At 69.2% G+C, this 15,864-nt stretch carries 21 protein-coding genes and 2 pseudogenes; 4 read left to right on the top strand and 19 right to left on the bottom strand.

The window, feature by feature from the left end; all coding sequences use genetic code 11:
- Nucleotides 1–7 precede the first annotated feature (7 nt).
- From ACIQMV_RS19255 to ACIQMV_RS19290, 8 genes are all read right to left on the bottom strand, one after another.
- On the bottom strand, nt 8–886 hold the full coding sequence (locus ACIQMV_RS19255; protein WP_402594087.1) for a hypothetical protein: 879 nt from the start codon (nt 884–886) through the stop codon (nt 8–10).
- Complete coding sequence (locus ACIQMV_RS19260) at nt 883–1,641, bottom strand: nuclease-related domain-containing protein (RefSeq protein WP_402594089.1); 759 nt, start codon at nt 1,639–1,641, stop codon at nt 883–885. The genes ACIQMV_RS19255 and ACIQMV_RS19260 overlap by 4 nt, the downstream gene beginning before the upstream one ends.
- The gene (locus ACIQMV_RS19265) at nt 1,638–1,781 is read right to left on the bottom strand and encodes a hypothetical protein (protein WP_402594090.1); all 144 of its coding nucleotides are present in this window, start codon (nt 1,779–1,781) and stop codon (nt 1,638–1,640) included. The genes ACIQMV_RS19260 and ACIQMV_RS19265 overlap by 4 nt, the downstream gene beginning before the upstream one ends.
- On the bottom strand, nt 1,781–2,878 hold the full coding sequence (locus tag ACIQMV_RS19270; protein WP_402594092.1) for a hypothetical protein: 1,098 nt from the start codon (nt 2,876–2,878) through the stop codon (nt 1,781–1,783). The genes ACIQMV_RS19265 and ACIQMV_RS19270 overlap by 1 nt, the downstream gene beginning before the upstream one ends.
- Before the next feature lie 60 nt (nt 2,879–2,938).
- The gene (locus ACIQMV_RS19275; RefSeq protein WP_402594094.1) at nt 2,939–3,580 is read right to left on the bottom strand and encodes a hypothetical protein; all 642 of its coding nucleotides are present in this window, start codon (nt 3,578–3,580) and stop codon (nt 2,939–2,941) included.
- A gap of 260 nt (nt 3,581–3,840) precedes the next feature.
- Complete coding sequence (locus ACIQMV_RS19280; protein WP_384438037.1) at nt 3,841–4,017, bottom strand: hypothetical protein; 177 nt, start codon at nt 4,015–4,017, stop codon at nt 3,841–3,843.
- A complete protein-coding gene (locus ACIQMV_RS19285) occupies nt 4,014–4,157 on the bottom strand; it encodes a hypothetical protein (RefSeq protein WP_384438034.1) in 144 nt (47 codons plus the stop codon). Before ACIQMV_RS19285 ends, ACIQMV_RS19280 begins: the two co-directional genes overlap by 4 nt.
- Entirely contained in the window at nt 4,154–4,582 is a 429-nt protein-coding gene (locus ACIQMV_RS19290; RefSeq protein ID WP_384438031.1) for a hypothetical protein, read from the bottom strand. Before ACIQMV_RS19290 ends, ACIQMV_RS19285 begins: the two co-directional genes overlap by 4 nt.
- 251 nt (nt 4,583–4,833) lie before the next feature.
- Between ACIQMV_RS19290 and ACIQMV_RS19295 the strand changes: the two genes are divergently transcribed.
- The 4 genes from ACIQMV_RS19295 to ACIQMV_RS19310 all read left to right on the top strand — a co-directional run bounded on the left by ACIQMV_RS19295 (nt 4,834) and on the right by ACIQMV_RS19310 (nt 7,595).
- The gene (locus ACIQMV_RS19295; RefSeq protein ID WP_376653184.1) at nt 4,834–5,124 is read left to right on the top strand and encodes a helix-turn-helix transcriptional regulator; all 291 of its coding nucleotides are present in this window, start codon (nt 4,834–4,836) and stop codon (nt 5,122–5,124) included.
- On the top strand, nt 5,087–5,581 hold the full coding sequence (locus ACIQMV_RS19300; protein WP_402594097.1) for a GIY-YIG nuclease family protein: 495 nt from the start codon (nt 5,087–5,089) through the stop codon (nt 5,579–5,581). The genes ACIQMV_RS19295 and ACIQMV_RS19300 overlap by 38 nt, the downstream gene beginning before the upstream one ends.
- Nucleotides 5,582–6,053: 472 nt before the next feature.
- The gene (locus ACIQMV_RS19305; RefSeq protein ID WP_402594099.1) at nt 6,054–6,260 is read left to right on the top strand and encodes a hypothetical protein; all 207 of its coding nucleotides are present in this window, start codon (nt 6,054–6,056) and stop codon (nt 6,258–6,260) included.
- A 396-nt stretch (nt 6,261–6,656) separates the two neighbouring features.
- Entirely contained in the window at nt 6,657–7,595 is a 939-nt protein-coding gene (locus ACIQMV_RS19310) for a hypothetical protein (protein ID WP_402594101.1), read from the top strand.
- Between the two features lie 108 nt (nt 7,596–7,703).
- On the opposite strand, the pseudogene ACIQMV_RS19315 reads toward ACIQMV_RS19310, so the two are convergent.
- From ACIQMV_RS19315 to ACIQMV_RS19365, 11 genes and pseudogenes are all read right to left on the bottom strand, one after another.
- Nucleotides 7,704–7,904, bottom strand: a pseudogene (locus tag ACIQMV_RS19315) (transposase); the annotation flags it as partial.
- Nucleotides 7,900–8,427, bottom strand: a pseudogene (gene istB / locus ACIQMV_RS19320) (IS21-like element helper ATPase IstB); the annotation flags it as partial. The pseudogenes istB and ACIQMV_RS19315, both read right to left, overlap by 5 nt.
- 89 nt (nt 8,428–8,516) lie before the next feature.
- Nucleotides 8,517–9,101: a hypothetical protein gene (locus ACIQMV_RS19325; protein WP_402594102.1), complete on the bottom strand. Its 585-nt coding sequence runs from the start codon at nt 9,099–9,101 to the stop codon at nt 8,517–8,519.
- 84 nt (nt 9,102–9,185) lie between these two features.
- Nucleotides 9,186–9,545, bottom strand: coding sequence for a hypothetical protein (locus tag ACIQMV_RS19330; RefSeq protein WP_402594103.1), 360 nt, complete (start codon nt 9,543–9,545; stop codon nt 9,186–9,188).
- An 82-nt stretch (nt 9,546–9,627) separates the two neighbouring features.
- The gene (locus tag ACIQMV_RS19335; RefSeq protein ID WP_402594105.1) at nt 9,628–10,083 is read right to left on the bottom strand and encodes a DUF6262 family protein; all 456 of its coding nucleotides are present in this window, start codon (nt 10,081–10,083) and stop codon (nt 9,628–9,630) included.
- A 5-nt stretch (nt 10,084–10,088) separates the two neighbouring features.
- Nucleotides 10,089–10,913, bottom strand: a complete 825-nt coding sequence (locus ACIQMV_RS19340) for a tyrosine-type recombinase/integrase (protein WP_402594106.1) — start codon at nt 10,911–10,913, stop codon at nt 10,089–10,091.
- Nucleotides 10,914–11,560: 647 nt separating this feature from the next.
- Complete coding sequence (locus ACIQMV_RS19345; RefSeq protein WP_402594107.1) at nt 11,561–11,992, bottom strand: DUF4259 domain-containing protein; 432 nt, start codon at nt 11,990–11,992, stop codon at nt 11,561–11,563.
- 51 nt (nt 11,993–12,043) lie between these two features.
- Nucleotides 12,044–13,207, bottom strand: a complete 1,164-nt coding sequence (locus ACIQMV_RS19350) for a transposase (protein ID WP_402594108.1) — start codon at nt 13,205–13,207, stop codon at nt 12,044–12,046.
- Nucleotides 13,185–13,643 carry a transposase family protein gene (locus ACIQMV_RS19355; protein ID WP_402594110.1) on the bottom strand — a complete coding sequence of 153 codons (459 nt, stop codon included), beginning with the start codon at nt 13,641–13,643 and terminating at the stop codon, nt 13,185–13,187. The genes ACIQMV_RS19350 and ACIQMV_RS19355 overlap by 23 nt, the downstream gene beginning before the upstream one ends.
- Before the next feature lie 469 nt (nt 13,644–14,112).
- Nucleotides 14,113–14,361, bottom strand: coding sequence for a transposase (locus tag ACIQMV_RS19360; protein ID WP_402594112.1), 249 nt, complete (start codon nt 14,359–14,361; stop codon nt 14,113–14,115).
- The gene (locus tag ACIQMV_RS19365; RefSeq protein ID WP_402594114.1) at nt 14,264–15,712 is read right to left on the bottom strand and encodes an ISL3 family transposase; all 1,449 of its coding nucleotides are present in this window, start codon (nt 15,710–15,712) and stop codon (nt 14,264–14,266) included. Before ACIQMV_RS19365 ends, ACIQMV_RS19360 begins: the two co-directional genes overlap by 98 nt.
- Nucleotides 15,713–15,864 lie beyond the last annotated feature (152 nt).

Genomic DNA, 15,864 nt, shown 5'->3' on the forward strand with positions numbered 1-15,864 from the left:
CTCCCGGTCAGTGCGAGAGGGGGGCGCCGTACCAGAGGGCGCCGATGATCAGGGAGGTGCTGACGCCGCGTACGGCCCAGGCGAGCGGGGGGAGCAGGTCGCGGACGCGGTAGTCGACGAGGAGCACCATGGCGAGGAGGCCGTAGGTGGCGAGGACGTCGATGCTGCCTGTGTCGTGGGTGGTGACGAACTCGGCTCCGCGAAAGCCCTGCTCTGCCACGCCGAAGTAGACGCCTGCGGCCAGGCCGGTGCCGTGGTAGGCACCCCACTTGATGTGGGGCTCGACGCTGCGCCACCAGGTGAACAGGTTGTCGCGCTTGGGCGGCAGGCCGGGCGGCCGTCCGAGGAGGGGCCGGGACCAGCGCGGCCCGGCCGGTACATGGTCCTCGCCCTCGACGCCCTCATCGACGCCGTCGTCGCCCTTGCTGTCGGCGGGGCGCGGGGACTTGGAGGCGCGGCGGAGGAAGCGGCGGGGGCCGCGGGCCTCCGGCTTCTTCGACGGCTCGTCGTTGTCGGGCTGCTCGTCGACGGGCTCGGACTCCTCGGCGGCAGGCTCGCCACCGGCCGGGCCCAGGTCGGCCAGGTCCGGCTTGCGCCGCTCGTACCAGAACGGCAGCCGGTCGTTGGCCGCCCGAGCGGGGGCGGACCGGTCGTCGGTGTCCTGCTCCCCCGGCGCCTGGTCGGCGTCGGCGGCGGCCGGCTGTCCGGGCACCGTGGGCGGGTACGGCGGCCGGGGCGGGTAGGCGTCCGGGCCGACGCCCATGCGGCGCAGGTCCTCCCGGATCGACTCCTCGTCGCTGGGATCGTTCGTGTCGACCGAGTGGCCGGCAGTAGCTCCGCCCGGGATCACGCGCAGCAGCTGCTTCTCGTCGGGTCCGGCGGTCATCGGACGGTCTTCCTTCCGGTCTTGGGCGGCAGCAGCCGCTGGGCGGCGGCGACGAGCTGGGCGGCCGGGACGGTGGGCCGGTACTTGCGGTCGAGAGCGCGCAGCAGCTCCGGGACGTCTTCGGCCGGGACCAGGCGGATGCCGCGGAAGCGAAGGCTCGTTCCGGGCTTCATCGGCCCGACCATCGCGGCGACCGGCACGACCGGGACGCGAAGCAGGCTGGACACGGTGCGCGCTTCGTAGTCCATGCCTCCGAGGCGACCGGACACGTCCTTGCCGCCGTGCATGAGGCGGTTGTTACGGACCGTCAGCCGAGAACCGCCCCACTTCTTGGGGTCCACGACGACGACCAGGCCGCGCGGGCTGAAACCCAGCAGGTCCACGTTGGCCTTACCGCGCGGCAGCCTGCGGTCCGCCAGGAACACCCACCCCTCGCCGATCATCGGCTCCAGCAGTCCCGCGACGTACCGCTCCCCCACCGCTCCGATCTTGAAGCGCCTCGCGCGAGCCTCCGCACGGGTGTGGATCCCGGCCGCCGTGGCAAGGCGGACTAACGGCGTGCGCAGTTCCCGGGCGTGGGCGTCCGCCGAGGCGCCGGCCCCGGTGATGCGGCCGCCACGGCCGGGGATGCTCGAGGTACGGCCGGGGCCGCGGTAGCGCCACCACCAGTAGCTCGAGGTACGGCCGGGGCCGCGGTAGCGCCACCACCAGTAGGCGGCGACCCCAGCCACCAGCAGCACGGCGGTGCCCTTCACCAGGGCACTCCCGCCATGAGCAGCACCACGGCCACGACGGCGATGACGATGCCGAGGCGGCGCGCGTGACGGCCGTCGCCCAGCCCGTACACCAGGAAGCCCATCACCACGGCGGCGCCGAGCGCCAGGAGACTGGACATCAGGCGGTCCTCTTCGGGCGGGGTTTCTCGATGCGGTGCCGGGTCCGGGTGACGGTGGCAGCGAACTTCACCGGGTCTCCGCCGTCGCCATGGACGGCCTTGACGCGGTCGATCAGGTCGGCGTCGGAGATCTTCGGATCGGTGGACAGGACGTCCCGGATGGTCTGGGCGATGGACGGCGGGCCGACCGGCCGCAGGGCCTTGCCCTGGGCGCCCTGCTGCTGGCTGCTGCCGGTCGCGCCGGCGTCCGCCGGAGGGGCGGGCTGCGCGGGCGGTGTGGGGGTAGCCGGGGGCGGCACCGGGGCAGCCGGAGGGGTCGGAGCGGACGAGGCGTCAGCCTGTCCGGACACCGACTCGGACACCTCGCGGTCATGTCCGGACGTGTCCGTAGCGGGGAGTTGCTGAGGCTGGGCGGCGCTCGCCAGGATCGCCTCCGCAGCCTGGAACTCCGAACCACCCCCATGGAGCTGGGCGGCCCGCCGGTTGAGACGGCCCAGGCGGACCCCGAGCAGGTACCGGCCGGCCATCCGCTGCTCCTGGTCGGCGACCCAGTGGGCGACGTCGGGGTCCAGCTTCACGCGGTCCAGGCCCATGATCAGCCACCACAGGCCCTTGGCCGCCGCGTCCAGGAAGGAGCCGATGATGCCGGCGGGGAGCTGGTGGAGCACGGCGCCGTAGGTGATGACCGCGCCCATGCCGACGACGAGCATCGCCCACCCGGCGCCGCGGGCCCGGGCGGCCCGGGCGGCGTCCACCCGCTCGATATGTTCAATGCCCAAGCACACCAGCCAGCTCGCCGTAAAGACGGCTCCCGTGGCATAGCTGACGCCGGGGTGCAGCATGCGGGACAGCAGGCCGCCGACGCTGGCCACGGTCCCGGCCGCGGCGAGGAGCGTCACGACGATCGCCACAGCCACGGCGCCCCGCCGAATGATCTCGTCCCAGTCGCGCGGGGGCAGGGCGACCCACACCTCTTCGGTCACCATCCGCGTGGACGGCTTGCCGTCGATGACGGTCGTCACCGGCCGCTGGACCTTGTCCCTCTTGTAGCGCACGCCCGGCTGCCGGTGCGGCGGCGTCTGGGGTGTCTCGGTCATGGGTGTGCCCTTCGGGCTCGTTGGTCGACAGAGGGAAAGGGCGGGACGGCCTGCCGGTCGTTAGTCGCCTTGGGCCTGGCGACGCCGTCTCCTACGCTCGCGCTGTTGGTCCCGTGCGCACTGGCGGCACTCCCGCCTGGTGCTGCCGCCTCGCTTCCGGAGGCGTGTGTCTCCCGGCGTGAACTTGTGGCCGTTGAGGCAGTGGGTCTTGCGAGCGTTGATCGCCGAACGGCTGTTGCTGCGCTCGTTGTTGACCCTCGGGCTCACCGGCTCCAGGTGGGCCGGGTTCACGCAGCGGCGGTGCTTGCAGGTCACACCGCCCGGGCAGGTCGGATCGTTGCTGTGGCAGGTGTGGTCCAGGTGGACCGTCCGCGGTAGCGGACCCACGGCGTGCACGTAGGCGGCGCGGTGTGCCCGCTGTTGCGAGTAGCCCTTGACGGCCGGGTCCTTACCGTAGCCCTCTCGGTCGACGCGCCCGGTGTAGAGCCAGCAGCCATCCGGCGCCACTTCGATGTTGGCGAGGACCAGCTCCCCTGGGGAAACACGGTGCCGCGAGGGGCGGTGGGGGATGCCACGCCGTGAGCGGTAGCACGGCTCGCACTTGCCCCGGCGGATCTTGCCCTTGATCTGCACGCTGCACCCGACGCACACCCGGCGCCTCGACTGGGCGCGCATCTTGGGCAACACGGTCAGTGTCGTCACAGTCCGTCTCTGTCGTGCTCGGGGCCCGGGCAGCGCACTGCCCGGGCCGGGCCGGTCAAAGGGACGTCATCGGCCGCGGATATCCCGACTGGCGTCCTTACGGGTTTTGGCCGCCAACTTGTCGACCGCCTTGCGGTGCCGCGTGCGGCGGGCCTCCGCCGCTTCCTGGCTTGCGGACTTCTGGCCGGCGTACTGCGTCCGCGCCAACTCGCGGTCATTGCGGCCGTCAAGGGACTGGACGAACCTGCGGATGGCCCCCATCAGACGGCCCCCCTCGCGGTGAAGGAACCGGTGTTGCCGACCAGGCCCTTCTGTACAGCCGCCTCGGCGCCCTGGAGCTTGTCGTTGCGGCCGGCCCGGTCCTGCTTGCACGCCTGCACGGTCGCGGGCGGCGTCGCAACCTGGTTCGGCGTCTTCGTGTCGATCTGGCGGGTCACCGGGAACCCCCCGCCCGGCTGCCAGTCGTGTTCGTGGCGTCGATGCGCGCGTTGTCCTGCGACCTCTGGACGTTGGCCGGGTCCCGCTGCTCGCGGCCGGCCTCGTACGCCTTCTTCGCGCGCTGCTGCTCCGTCGTCACCGGGCCACCCCCGCGAACTGCTCGGGGCGCGGTGCCGGAACGCGGCCGGACTCGTCGGTACGGCGCGGCCCGGGCACCGGGTGCCTCGGGATCGCGGGGGCATTGTCGTCCTCGCTCCAGCCCATCGCGCGCGCGGCCTCCAGGAGGCCAGCGGCGAACAGGCCGCAGGCCGTGCCCTCCACGCTCGGCGCATGCTGGCGGACCACGGCGGCCACGACCTTGTGCGCACCGGCGAGGCCGCGGCCCGTCTCGTCGTACGCCTCCGCGCCCACCCGCATGGTGAACGTGAAGTCGTCGACCAGCGCGCCGGGCGCGTCCTCGGCGTACCGCTTGGCCAGCCGTGCCAGCACGGCGGCGGCCTGGTTCTTGTGTTCGTCGGTGACGTCCAGGGCCGAGCCCCGAACTCGATCAGTAGTCTTGCTCACTGCGTCAGCTCCTGTTGTGGCAGGTGTCTGGCGGCCCGACCCGTGTGCAACCACGGGCCGGGCGGTCCCGCTCCCGTGTGCAACCACGGGGCGGGGGTGAGGCGGGGTCCGGTGTGCAACCACCGGGCCCCGCCGTCTCAGCAGCCCCGGCCTCCGTGTTCAACCACGGCGTCCGGGGCTTTGTGCTGCTGATTGAATACTAAGCGTAACCTCGTTACATTTGTCAACGGGTTGCCGGAGAGGACGGTCCCGTGTCGGACGAGCACCCGGATGACGGGAGGGACGAGTTGCTGACGATCGGCCAGATCATTCAGCGGTTCGGGGTGAGCAGGCAGACCCTCCACCGGTGGCGAGCGCGCGGCCGGTTCCCGGCGCCGGAACCGAGCCCGGGGAGCACCCGCATGGCCTGGCGGGAGTCGAAGGTGGCCGCTTTCATCGCGGCGAACCCCAAGCGCCCGGGCGCCCGCACGGACCTGCAACGGCAGGCCGAGGAGGAAGCGCACAGTGACGACAGCACAGCAGGAGACGACCAGCAGCAGTGAGCGCCCGGCCGCCGTGTACCGGCTGTGGGCCGCGGATGGCACGCTGCTCTACATCGGGTCGTCGTACACCCCGGAGGAGCGGTCCAAGGCGCACAGCCACACAGTCTGGGGGCACCTGGTCGCCCGGCGTACCGACGAGTGGCACCCGTCCCGGTGGCGCGCCTACGACGAGGAGGCCCGGGCCATCGCTGCGGAGGACCCGGCGCACAACGTGGTCGGGACGCCCCGGCACACCGGCCCGACGGAGCGGGGCCGCGTCCAGCGCGAGGCGAGTGAGGCCCGCTGGAGTGTCGCCCTCGCCGCCATCCGGGCTGGCGCGTCCGAGGGCGAAGCGCGCAACGCTGGCGGGTGGGCAGAGGTGGAGTACCTGGAGGCGTCCGGGCTCACGCAGGGGCTGGCCGCGCGAAGTGGCGGCACGCCATGGAACACGGGGGCACCTACAACTCACGGAACATGAGCCTGCCCAGGGCGGTGAACGGCCGGCTGACGTGGGAGATGAGCACGGGCGAAATCCTCGCGACGAGGAGGGCCAGACACCTCACTGACTGGGGCGGCTCGTTGCCGAACCCGGACCGTACGGAGCGGCTGGGCCTGCGGTAGCCGAGCTCCCTGGACGGCCCCCTCACAGCGCGGCGAGGGGGTCGTCGCTTGTCCGGGCGCTGTCCGGGTGCGTGTCCGGGCGGGCGGCGGACGCTGGGGCGCGTGACGTCGAGGAGTGCCTGCGGCGGGCGGGCCTGGAGGACGTGGACGTCGAGACGTCGGAACTGATCGAGTGGCAGGGCGGCGGCCCGGACGTATGGCCGTCAGGACCCTGAGACACACCGCGGCCCCCACCAGGGACGGCTGGGCGAGTTGTCCACAGGTCGGCACGGCCGCGAGCTTCGGACCGTACTGTGCTGGCTTCGGCAGCCGGAAGGCAGGAGTGCGGGATGCGGGTGACGTTGGGGCCGTTGGCCGATGCGGTGATGTGTGACCTGCCGGACGAGGTGCACGAGGCGGTGGTGCAGCTGGTGGACTCGGCGGTGCCGGCTGTGCCCCAGGCCGGGTCCGGGGTGGCGTTCGGGCCGTGGTGGTGGGTGGCGTACGAGGTGGGCGGCGGGGTGCTGTGCGTGGAAGACGTCGGGTGGGTGGGGTGAGCGGACTACCCTGGCCGCCGGATCGAGCGGAGGTTGCTGCGGTGCAGGGCATGGCTCGATGCGGATATGTCGAAAGGGTGGGCCTTCTTGGTGTGGCTACGCCATTGTGATCAGCTATGGCTACTGATCTGGGGCCGGATTGGCTTCGTTCACGTGAAGTAGCAGCGTTTGATCAGCGGGTTGGGCAGCAGTTGGCGATCTTGAGTGCTGCAGATGCTCACTAGAAATGACGTCGCCGTGGTGCGGTGCCACCGGAGTGCGGCAGAAAGGCCGTTCCTTGATCACCGGTCGTTAGACTCCCGGGGTTCGGGTGCTGTCGGTGGACTGGAAGGCCAAGCCGTGGACGATGACTTTTGGGCCGGCTGGCCGGAACGATGGACCGGCACGGACTGCGACGTGCGGACGGCCGTGGGCGCGATCCCGCGGGAGGTCAAGGACGGGTTCAGGTATGACGAGGTCCCTTGGCAGCGGTTCCGGCACTTCTACGGCCCGGGCGAGGAGATCCCCGGCCTGCTCGCCACGCTCGCGTCCGGGGACGCCGAAGCTGCAGATAGAGCCTTGCAGCAGCTTTGGACGAATCTTCATCATCAGGGCGGCACGATCGCGGTGGGAGCACTGGCGGTGCCGTTTCTGCTCCGGATCGCGGCGGCCGGGCGCCCCGAACTCCGAGCCCAGACCCTTCGCTTGATCGCCGAGATCGGCCGGTGCCAGCACATGGGGGACGGATCACGGGAAGGCCTGCTCCAGGTCGCCGAGGAGCCGTTGATGATCGAGGGCAGCACGATGTGCCCGGTGGACTGGACGATCCAGGCCGCCCGTCAAGCCGTCACGAACGACCTGCACCTTCTGCTCCCGCTTCTCTCCGACCCCGACCCCGAGGTCCGCTCCGTAACCGCCTACGTCCTGGCGGCGGCGACCGGCGAGCTTTCACACGCCTCCTCTGCACTGCAATCCAGGCTGGCGAAGGAAGACGATGCGGTAGTCCGGGTGAGCCTGATCCTGGCGATCGCCCAACTCGCCCGGGAACACCAAGATGGACACGCTCCCAAATGGGCCGACGATCTGTGGTCGGATCCCGGACGACCGCCCGAGGTCCGCATCGGCGCCGGCCTGGCCTGGCTGTGCCTGGCCACCGACCCCGCCCCCGACGAGCTCCGCGCCCTCCTCACCGACCCCGGCAGCCGTCAATACGACGACCTGCTCCAGGCGGTGCCATGGCTCACCTGGGTCGACCACAATGGCGCCGGGCTGCGCAGCTGCATCGACGAAATGCTCACGGCGAACATCCCCGAAACAGTGCTTGACGACCCTTGGGGTGGAGAACCATCAAGCTGAACCATGCAGCGGTCAGCCGGCCTTGGCGGGGGCTTCGGCCCGGGGTCTATCAGGAATTAGGTGTGATTCGTCTGTTTGGCCTACGAGTTGTTCGGTGGGCTGTTCGGCCTACACTCTTCCGGCGGTGAGCCGGCCGTCGAAGAGGACGTCGAACTCGTTGAGAGCGGACTTCCAGCGGTTGTTCCAGCGCTGGCGGCCGCGGCCGGTGGGGTCGAGGGCGATGGTGGCAAGGTAGAGGCGTTTGAGGGCGGCCTGCTCGTTGGGGAAGTGCCCGCAGGCCTGGGCCGCCCGCCGGTAGCGGGCATTGAGCCCGCGCCCGGGTGCTGGCCAGGCGGTAGGAGTCGGTGCCGGTCTCGATGATGGTGCCGTTGAAAGTCAGGCGGTCGACGATGGCCGCGCAGAGGCGGGGGTCGGTGAAGGTTTTGGTCCAGCCACCGAACGACTCGTTTGAGGCGATGGCGACGCTGTTCTTCTCCTCGCGCTCGGTCAACACCTGGAAGAGCAGTTCGGCGCCGTGGCGGTCGAGCTCCATGTAGCCGAGCTCATCGATGCAGAGAAGGTCGACACGGCCGTAGCGGGCGATCGTCTTGTTCAGCTGCTTCTCGTCGGCGGCCTCCACCAGCTCGTTCACGAGCTTGGTGGCGAGGGTGTAGCGGACCCGGTAGCCCTGCATTGCGGCCTCGGGGCCCAGGGCGATGAGCATGTGGGACTTGCCTGTGCCGGAGTCGCCGATCAGGCAGAGCGGCTGGCTCTTCTTGATCCACTCGCAGCTGGCGAGAGTGTTGACCACAGCCGGGTCGATGTTGGGGTTGGCGTCGAAGTCGAAGGTCTGTCCCTATCCGGGGTCGGTGGCAGCGGCGACCGCATTTGTGCAGATCGTAGCGTTGCCGACGGCGTCCGCAACGTGGACGACACTCTGGTTCAGGCGTCGAGGCTGGGCCTTGTCCAGAGCGTGATGTCGCTGCCGGTGGCAACGACGAGCGTGCGTCCGGAGGGGGAGAACCCGGCGGCTCGCAGTTCGGAGTAGTGGGCGTGGAAGATGTGCCACCACTTCTCACCGGCGGAACCACGGCAGAGTCCGCCATCGGCCGAGAGGAGAACGCGGTGGTGCGGCCAATCCGGGCTGACGACCTCAACGGTCCATCCGTCTTCGGTGGTGGAGTGGAGGCCGCCGCCGAACAGGCCGGCGATCCGGACCTCGGTGCCGGCGAGCGGTCCGAGTCCAGGGCAGGACAAGTCGGGGCCAGTTGGTGTGCTGTGATCCAAGTCGGGGTCGTGGTCGCGGGCGAGTCGCTGGCCCGTGGAGGCGTTGAAAATGCCGTGGCCGCTGCTGGAGACGACCATCAGGAGGTCGTTTCCGCTGTCGGGGTCGACCCCGAAACCGACTCCGAGTAGCCCGCCGATGGGCGTTCGCCGCGCGGAGACGGGCTGCCAGGGGTGTGGTGCTGGGATGACGGGGGCAGCGAGGAAACGATCCCTCAGCTGCTGCTGGTATTCGGAGAGCATCGTGTCCTTAGGATGGTGTCCCAGGCTCGGCCAGGGCAGCTTACTGGTGGTTCAGAATCAGCTCGTCGTGGACCGGGGCTGCCGTCATTCGTCGATGCGTTGAAGGATGTGCGTGAAGTCGCCGGTCTCGACCAGGCCGACGAGGACCTGGGTCATCTTGCTGATGCCGGCGTCGCGGACGATGAGGCCGTCCGAGCACGAGAAGTAGGCGCCGCCGAGGGCCTCCCCAGTCGCCGCCCACCGCTCCATGATGGTCTCCACCTGAGCGAGGGTGATGACGGTCACACTCCACCGGGTTCCGTCGTTGAGGTCCACGAAGACGTCGATGTTGTCCACCGATTCCAAGTCCTCGCCGGCATTCGGCAGGAACGCCGCCTCGAAGTGCTCCGTGCAGACCCTGAACCAGGGCCCGTCCCATCTGCCCGTTTGTTTGCTGTGGCTCACCGGGCGAGTGTGCCGGGCTGATCCTCCGGTCTCAACTGCATTGTTCTGGCACGCTGCGGGCGTGCGGCGGCTGGCATGTCGTTCACCGGGGCACGTCGCCGCGTTCCCGGATCTGACGCTGGAGGCGGAGGATCTCGCCGTGGGCGGCGGCCAACCGTTGTTCGAGCTCTTGGACGCGCTCACGGTGGGCGGCGCGTTCGCGGCGGAGGGCCTTGGTGAGGCTATGGATCACCGTGCCGTCGTCGGCTGCGGGCTCCTGTCGGAGGGGCCGGTGGTCAGCCCGTTGCTGGCCTCGCAGGGTTTCGATGCGTTTGCGCAGGTCGGTGTGGGCGTAGAGGAAGTCCAGGCTGACGCCCGCCGCGCGGGCGACAGCCCGGAAGTTGATTTCCTCGCCCGCTTTGACCAGTCGCCGGATGCCTGCCTCTGCTCGTTGGACGGCCTGCTCGTGTTTGTCCTGGGCTGCCTGCCGCAGGGCGACGATGCGCCGGTTCTCGGCTGGGGCAGTGTCAGGAACTGAGGCGGTCGGGCGGGTGGTCATGCGGGCTATGTCCCTTTGTGAGCAGGTGTGTTGACGGTTTGCTGGTAGCCGGTGCGACCGAGTACGCCTGCGCCGCGGACGACGGCGGTGGTGCCGTCCGGCTGGGCCTCCAGAGCGATGATCTCCAGCTGCATGCTGCGGATCTCCGCGTTGCGCTGTTCCAGCCAGACGTTGGCCGCGCTCATCGGCTCGCCGTAGCGGTTGGCGTGTCGGGCCTGCCGGGATGCGACCAGCGACTCGGTCTCGGCGAGCTGGCGCTGGATGTCGGGCAGGAAGGTGCGGTCGGTGGCGAAGTGGTCGCAGCCGTGGCAGGCGTTGCCCTTGTCGCAGGAGCGGGTGGGCGGCAGGAGGCAGTAGCCGTTAGGCAGGATCCGGTCGGTGCGGCGATCGAGCTGGACCAGGTCCAGCATGTCGCGGCGGTCCATGCCGAGCTCACGGCCGTCCCGACCAACCTTGGCCAGGGCGAGGAATTCCCGCTCGGCGGTGCTGGCCAGAGTCGCGGCATAGCGCATCGTCATTTCGGGAGAAAGGTGACCGAGGTAGCGCTGGACGACGTGGATGGGTGCTACGGCGTTGATCAGCGTGGTCGCCTTGGTGTGGCGGAGTCGGTGGCTTCGTGAGTAGAGGAGGAGTTCGCCGCGTGAGTCGCGCAGGTCCAGGTGGTGGCTGAAGTCCTTCAGGACGCGGTTGTAGTTGCTGGTCTCCCAGGACTTGGTGCCGTGCCGGTTGCCGGTTGGTCTTGGGGAACAGGTAGCGGATGGTGTCGGCGGCGCCCAAGCGCCACTGCTCGCGCACCCACGCCTGCTGTTCCCGGACGATCTCGACGACATCGCGGCCGACGAGGATGGTGTTCGGTGCCGCGTCGATCTTCGTCTGCTGGTAGCGGAGCCGGGCAACCATCCCGCCATCGGGGACGGCTGCGGCATCCAGGCCGGGGATGTCGGAGAGCGGTTCGAAGTCCATCATCAGCACTTCGCTGGCCCGGCGTCCGGTCATGGCCTGGATGAGCCAGGCGGCGGACCTGCTGGTAGGAGACCTCGGCGCTGTGCTCTTCGACCAGGCGGTGAAAGATCCGGGTGACCGTGTGCCGCTGCTTGCGCGGCGCGTCCAGGTCCGCCCGCAGGATCCCGTCGACCACCGCCTTGTACGGGTCCAGCGCAGTCGCTCGCGGCGGCAGCTTCTTCCGCGGCTCCGGCCAGACCGAGTCCACAGCCTTCCTGATCGTCCGCCACGACACTTTGTACTTGCGCGAGATCTCCCGCATCGTCATGCCGTCTCGGTGGTCGCGCCGGATCGCGGCGTACAGCTCGACCTTCGACATCTGCGGCATGACCAGGGCCTTTCACCAGGAGCACTCCCGATGCTGGCCTGGCAAGTACCCCGGTGACGTCGAAACTCGTGAACATCACCCCTCCGTGGTTCGGAGTGACTCCCCAACTCGGGTTCTGGCTCAGGTTTTGTGGCGAGTGGCGTTCTGTCATTGCTCGACATCGAACAGCGGGATGGACGGTGGAGGCGGGGCAAGGACTGTGCGGAGGCGGGTGAGGTTGGCTCGCCACTGCTTCCAGTCTGCCGGGTCGACCCAGTTCGAGGCTGGCCCGGCCTCGTCGCTGATGACGCGGGCGAGGGCCTCGTCCGCGAGCGTCCGAAGATCGTTGGGAAAGGCGGGCATGGGTTTCTCAGGGCCGTAGGGTGTGTCGATTGGGTCGCCGCCTGGACATTGGGTCGCAATCAGTGCGGCGGCGGCCACCGCTTCTTCTCCTTCGGCGAGCCAGCCGGTGGCGTCGACGGTGCGCGTGAGGACGCCACGGATCAGCGTCTCGCGCTCCTCGGGCTTGGCGTCGTCGAGCGTGTTGGCGAAGTCCGCGGCCGTGTCGTTGTCGAAGGGGCCAGTGTCCCAGGTGCCCATGTTGATCTCCTCGTGTCGCCGGGATCCTCGCATCAGCCGCTGACATTGCGATCACTGTGCGAGTAGGACGCGCTTCCGCAGAAGGGCGAAGCCAGCACGCCCGAACATCTGGCGCTTGAGCATCTTGATCCGGTTGACATGCCCCTCGACCGCGCCTGAGCTCCAGGGCAGGGTCAATCCGGCGGTGACGGCGTCGAGGTCGCGGTCGATGCCGGCGGCGAGGGTATGGAGACTGGGCAGGTCGTCCTGCCGGACGGCGTCGAGCCACTCCGGGAGACGCTCGCCCTGGCGCTCGGTGAGCATGACCGCGAAGGACCGGACGTGCCGGGTGAGGGCATCGAGCTCGGGACAGTGGGTGCGGACGGTCTTGAGCTGGAGTTGTTCAGGCTCGGTGAGGGTCTCCGGGCGGCTGAGGATCCATCCGGAGACCGTCCGGGGCGACGGTGGCCGGGCGGTCACCGGTCGCGGTGAGGTGCGCTTCTTGTGCAGGTAGGCGCGGACGCGCTGGTAGCTGCCTTTGTAGCCGAGCGGCATGATCTCCTCCCATAGCTTCCAGGCGTTGGTACAACCCTCGCTCCAACGGTCGTCCAGATAGAGCTTGTAGTCATCGAGGACCGAGGGCCGGTTCTGCCACTGGCCAGCGAACAGCTCCTCCGGGGCCGCAGCCTCGGCGAGCTGTTTGACGGTCCGCCAGGTCATGCCGAGCTGACGCTGGATCGAGCGGCGGCTGTGCCCGGCCTCCAGCAGTGCGTGGACGGCGGCATGCCGGGTCCGGGTCCGGTCGGCGAACCGGTGCCCGGTCGGCCAGGGTGAACCGGGCGGCTCCTCTTCCGGGGCGGGCTCCGGCTCGGGTTCGGAGGCGGCCGGGACCAGGACACGGAGGCAGCGGCGGTGCTGGGCGACGGCCCGTTCGGCAGCTTCGCTCAGGTTGTGCCAGAGGTGCCACCGGTCCGCGACCTGGACGGCCTGCGGGGCGCCGACGGAGGCGCCTTCGGCGAAGAACGGTGCCCGGTCCCGGCAGATGACCTCAACGCCTGGCCGTTCGGCGAGCCAGGCCGCGAGGCTGGATGCCTCGCGGTCTGGCAGCAGGTCGACGGGGCGGCGGGTTTCGATGTCGACCAGGACGGTGCCGTAGTGGCGGCCCTTGCGGGTGGCGTACTCGTCGACGCCGACCACACGCGGGGCGGCCACCTCAGGCTCGGGAAGAGCGTCCACCAGCCGGAGCACCGTGCTGCGGCTGACGGAAACCCCGAGAACGCGGGCGATGCGGGCCCCGGCCCGGCCCGCGAGGGCCAGACCTACCGCGGCCAGAGTCGAGCGCAGCCGTTCGGTCCGCTGACCGTGCCGGCGTGTCAGGCCGGATATCTGCTCGACGAAGGTACGGCGTGCGCAGCCCGATCCGGCAGGTGAACCGACGGACCCTCAGATGGAGAACAACGCTTCGGCCACCGCTCGGCACATCAGCGGGAAACCGCAGGTAGGAACCATGAACGCGGTTCGACCAGACCCCGCAGACCGGGCACACGGCGCCGTCCGCCGTGCACTGCGCGTCAACGCGCACTATCTCGATGTTCACGTCCACCGACAGCACCGCGACGTCCGCGATCGACGGGAACAACAACTCCTTCAGCCGGAGCACGACCTCTTCCACGGCCCCGAACTGTCAGCCCAACCGCTTTGCCCACGGACCATTTTCGGGCGACTTCACGTACGGCTCGAAGGGGCCCGGATGTCACTCAGAGTGGTCGCACCACAGAAGTTGAGCCAGATCCGACTCGGGTTCTGGCTCACTTTCCGTGAAGCGGTGACTGACTGTCATCTAGCAGATGTCTTCGATGCGGCCCAGGTGCCTGCTACTCCTCCCAGGGCTGGCCCGGCCCATATCGCGATCGCGACGGAGACAGAAAGCGAGAGGTCCCAGGTGATTATGGCGGTGATCAGCATGCTCAGCCATAGCATTTGCAACATCGCAGCAGCAGTCACTTTGCGCCGGGTACTCCACTCACGCATTGCCAACAACGCTCGCATACGTTCCCTCCGTCTGCGCTCCGTCACGCATCCTGGCACTCGCGCGACGTCCACGACCAGACACTGGATCTTCGCGATGCCCGGCCAGGCTCTTACGCGAAGAGGACTCGCTTGCGAAGGAGCGCGAAGCCTGCGCGGCCGAACATCTGGCGCTTGAGCATCTTGATCCGGTTGACGTGTCCTTCGACGACGCCCGAGTTCCAGGGCAGGGTCAGGCCCGCGATGACGGCCTCGCGGTCGCGGTCAATCCCCGCGGCTAGCGTGTGGAGGCTGGGCAGGTCGTCCTTGCGGACAGCGTCGAGCCATGTGGGGAGCCGTTCGCCCTGGCGCTCGGTGAGCATCTGCGCGAAGGATCGGACGTGTCCGGTAAGGGCTTCGAGTTCGGGGCAGTTGGCCAGGACAGCTTTGAGCCGGAGTTGTTCGATCGGACAGGGAATCTGGGCGGCTGAGGATCCACCTGGTCACCAGGCGGGGTGCTGGCGGCTGTGCGGTGACCGGGCGGGGCGAGGTGCGCTTCTTCCTGATGTAGGCGCTGACAATGCCGTAACTGCCCTGATAGCCGAGCGGCGCGATCTCCTCCCAGAGCTTCCAGGCATTGCTGCAGCCCTCGTTCCACCGGTCGTCCAGATAAGGCTTGTACTCGTCCAGGGCGGAGGAACGGTTGTATTGCCACTGCCCGCGGAAGAGGTCTTCGGGTCTGGCAGCGTCGGCAAGGCTTTTGACCGTGCGATGAGTCATGTGAAGTCGGCGGCCGATGGACCGGCGGCTGTGGCCGGCTTCCAGCAGTGCGTGGACGGTGGCGTGCCTGGCTCGGATGCGGTTGGCGAATCGGTCGCTCTGCCAGGGCGAGGCCAGCGTCCCTTCGGGTGGCGTGGGCTCGTCGCCCTCGTCTCCGGTCGGTTCGGGGACGAGGACGCGTAGGCACTGGCGGTGGTGGGTGACGGCTCGCTCGGCGGCCTCGCCGAGGTTGTGCCACAGATGCCAGCGGTCGGCGACCTGGGTCGCCTGGGGTGCCCCGGCTGTGGCGCCTTCCGCGAAGAACGGAGCACGGTCCCGGCAGATCACCTCGATCCCCGGCCGCTTCTTCAACCACTCGGCCAGGCTGGACGCCTCCCGGTCAGGCAGCAGGTCCACCGGCCGACGGGTCTCGCAATCGACCAGAACTGTGCCGTAGACGCGGCCCTTGCGCGTCGCGTACTCATCGACACCGACCACCCGGGGGGACGGCGCCTCCAGCTCTGGCAATGTGTCGAGCAGCCGCAACACCGTGCTGCGGCTGACGGATACCCCGAAGACTCGTGCCATCCGGGCACCAGCCCGGCCGGCGAGGGCGAGGCCGACCGCGGCCAGCGTCGAACGCAGTCGCTCGGTCCACCGGCTGTGCCGCCGAGTCAGGCTTGGCAGTTGCTCGACAAACGTCCGTCGTCCGCATGAAGCATCCCGGCAGAAGAACCGGCGGACCCACAGGCAGAGAACCACCCGCCGCCCCGCGCTTGGAACATCGGCGGGAAAACGCAGGTAGGAGCTGTGTATTCGGCTCGAATGGCTCCCGCAGCTCGGACACCTCGCCTCGGCCGCCGTACTGCGGGCCTCGACGCGCATCGCCTCGTTGTTCACGTCCACCGACAGCACCGCCACGTCCGCGATCGACGGTAACAACAGCCCCTCCAACCGGAGCAATGTCTCTTCCACGACGCTGAACTGTCGGCCACCCCAAGGCCGGTGCTGATCAATTTCAGGCAACTTCCGGGAGGTCGATCCGAGCGTCAGCCGTCACTCAGCGTGTCGCCTTCACGGAATGTGCGCCAGAACCACGACTCGTGAACAAAGCCACGGTGGGGGTG

Source organism: Streptomyces sp. NPDC091412 (assembly GCF_044756885.1).
In the GTDB taxonomy this organism is placed as follows: domain Bacteria; phylum Actinomycetota; class Actinomycetes; order Streptomycetales; family Streptomycetaceae; genus Streptomyces.

Excerpts from the sequence above, each read along its gene's own strand:
- ACIQMV_RS19255 (WP_402594087.1), bottom strand. The coding sequence starts at position 886 with ATGACCGCCGGACCCGACGAGAAGCAGCTGCTGCGCGTGATCCCGGGC.
- ACIQMV_RS19270 (WP_402594092.1), bottom strand. The coding sequence starts at position 2,878 with ATGACCGAGACACCCCAGACGCCGCCGCACCGGCAGCCGGGCGTGCGC.
- ACIQMV_RS19325 (WP_402594102.1), bottom strand. The coding sequence starts at position 9,101 with ATGCTCTCCGAATACCAGCAGCAGCTGAGGGATCGTTTCCTCGCTGCC.
- ACIQMV_RS19335 (WP_402594105.1), bottom strand. The coding sequence starts at position 10,083 with ATGACCACCCGCCCGACCGCCTCAGTTCCTGACACTGCCCCAGCCGAG.
- ACIQMV_RS19360 (WP_402594112.1), bottom strand. The coding sequence starts at position 14,361 with ATGCTCACCGAGCGCCAGGGCGAACGGCTCCCCACATGGCTCGACGCT.
- ACIQMV_RS19265 (WP_402594090.1), bottom strand. The coding sequence starts at position 1,781 with ATGTCCAGTCTCCTGGCGCTCGGCGCCGCCGTGGTGATGGGCTTCCTG.
- ACIQMV_RS19340 (WP_402594106.1), bottom strand. The coding sequence starts at position 10,913 with ATGTCGTCGAGATCGTCCGGGAACAGCAGGCGTGGGTGCGCGAGCAGT.
- ACIQMV_RS19345 (WP_402594107.1), bottom strand. The coding sequence starts at position 11,992 with ATGGGCACCTGGGACACTGGCCCCTTCGACAACGACACGGCCGCGGAC.
- ACIQMV_RS19305 (WP_402594099.1), top strand. The coding sequence starts at position 6,054 with ATGCGGGTGACGTTGGGGCCGTTGGCCGATGCGGTGATGTGTGACCTG.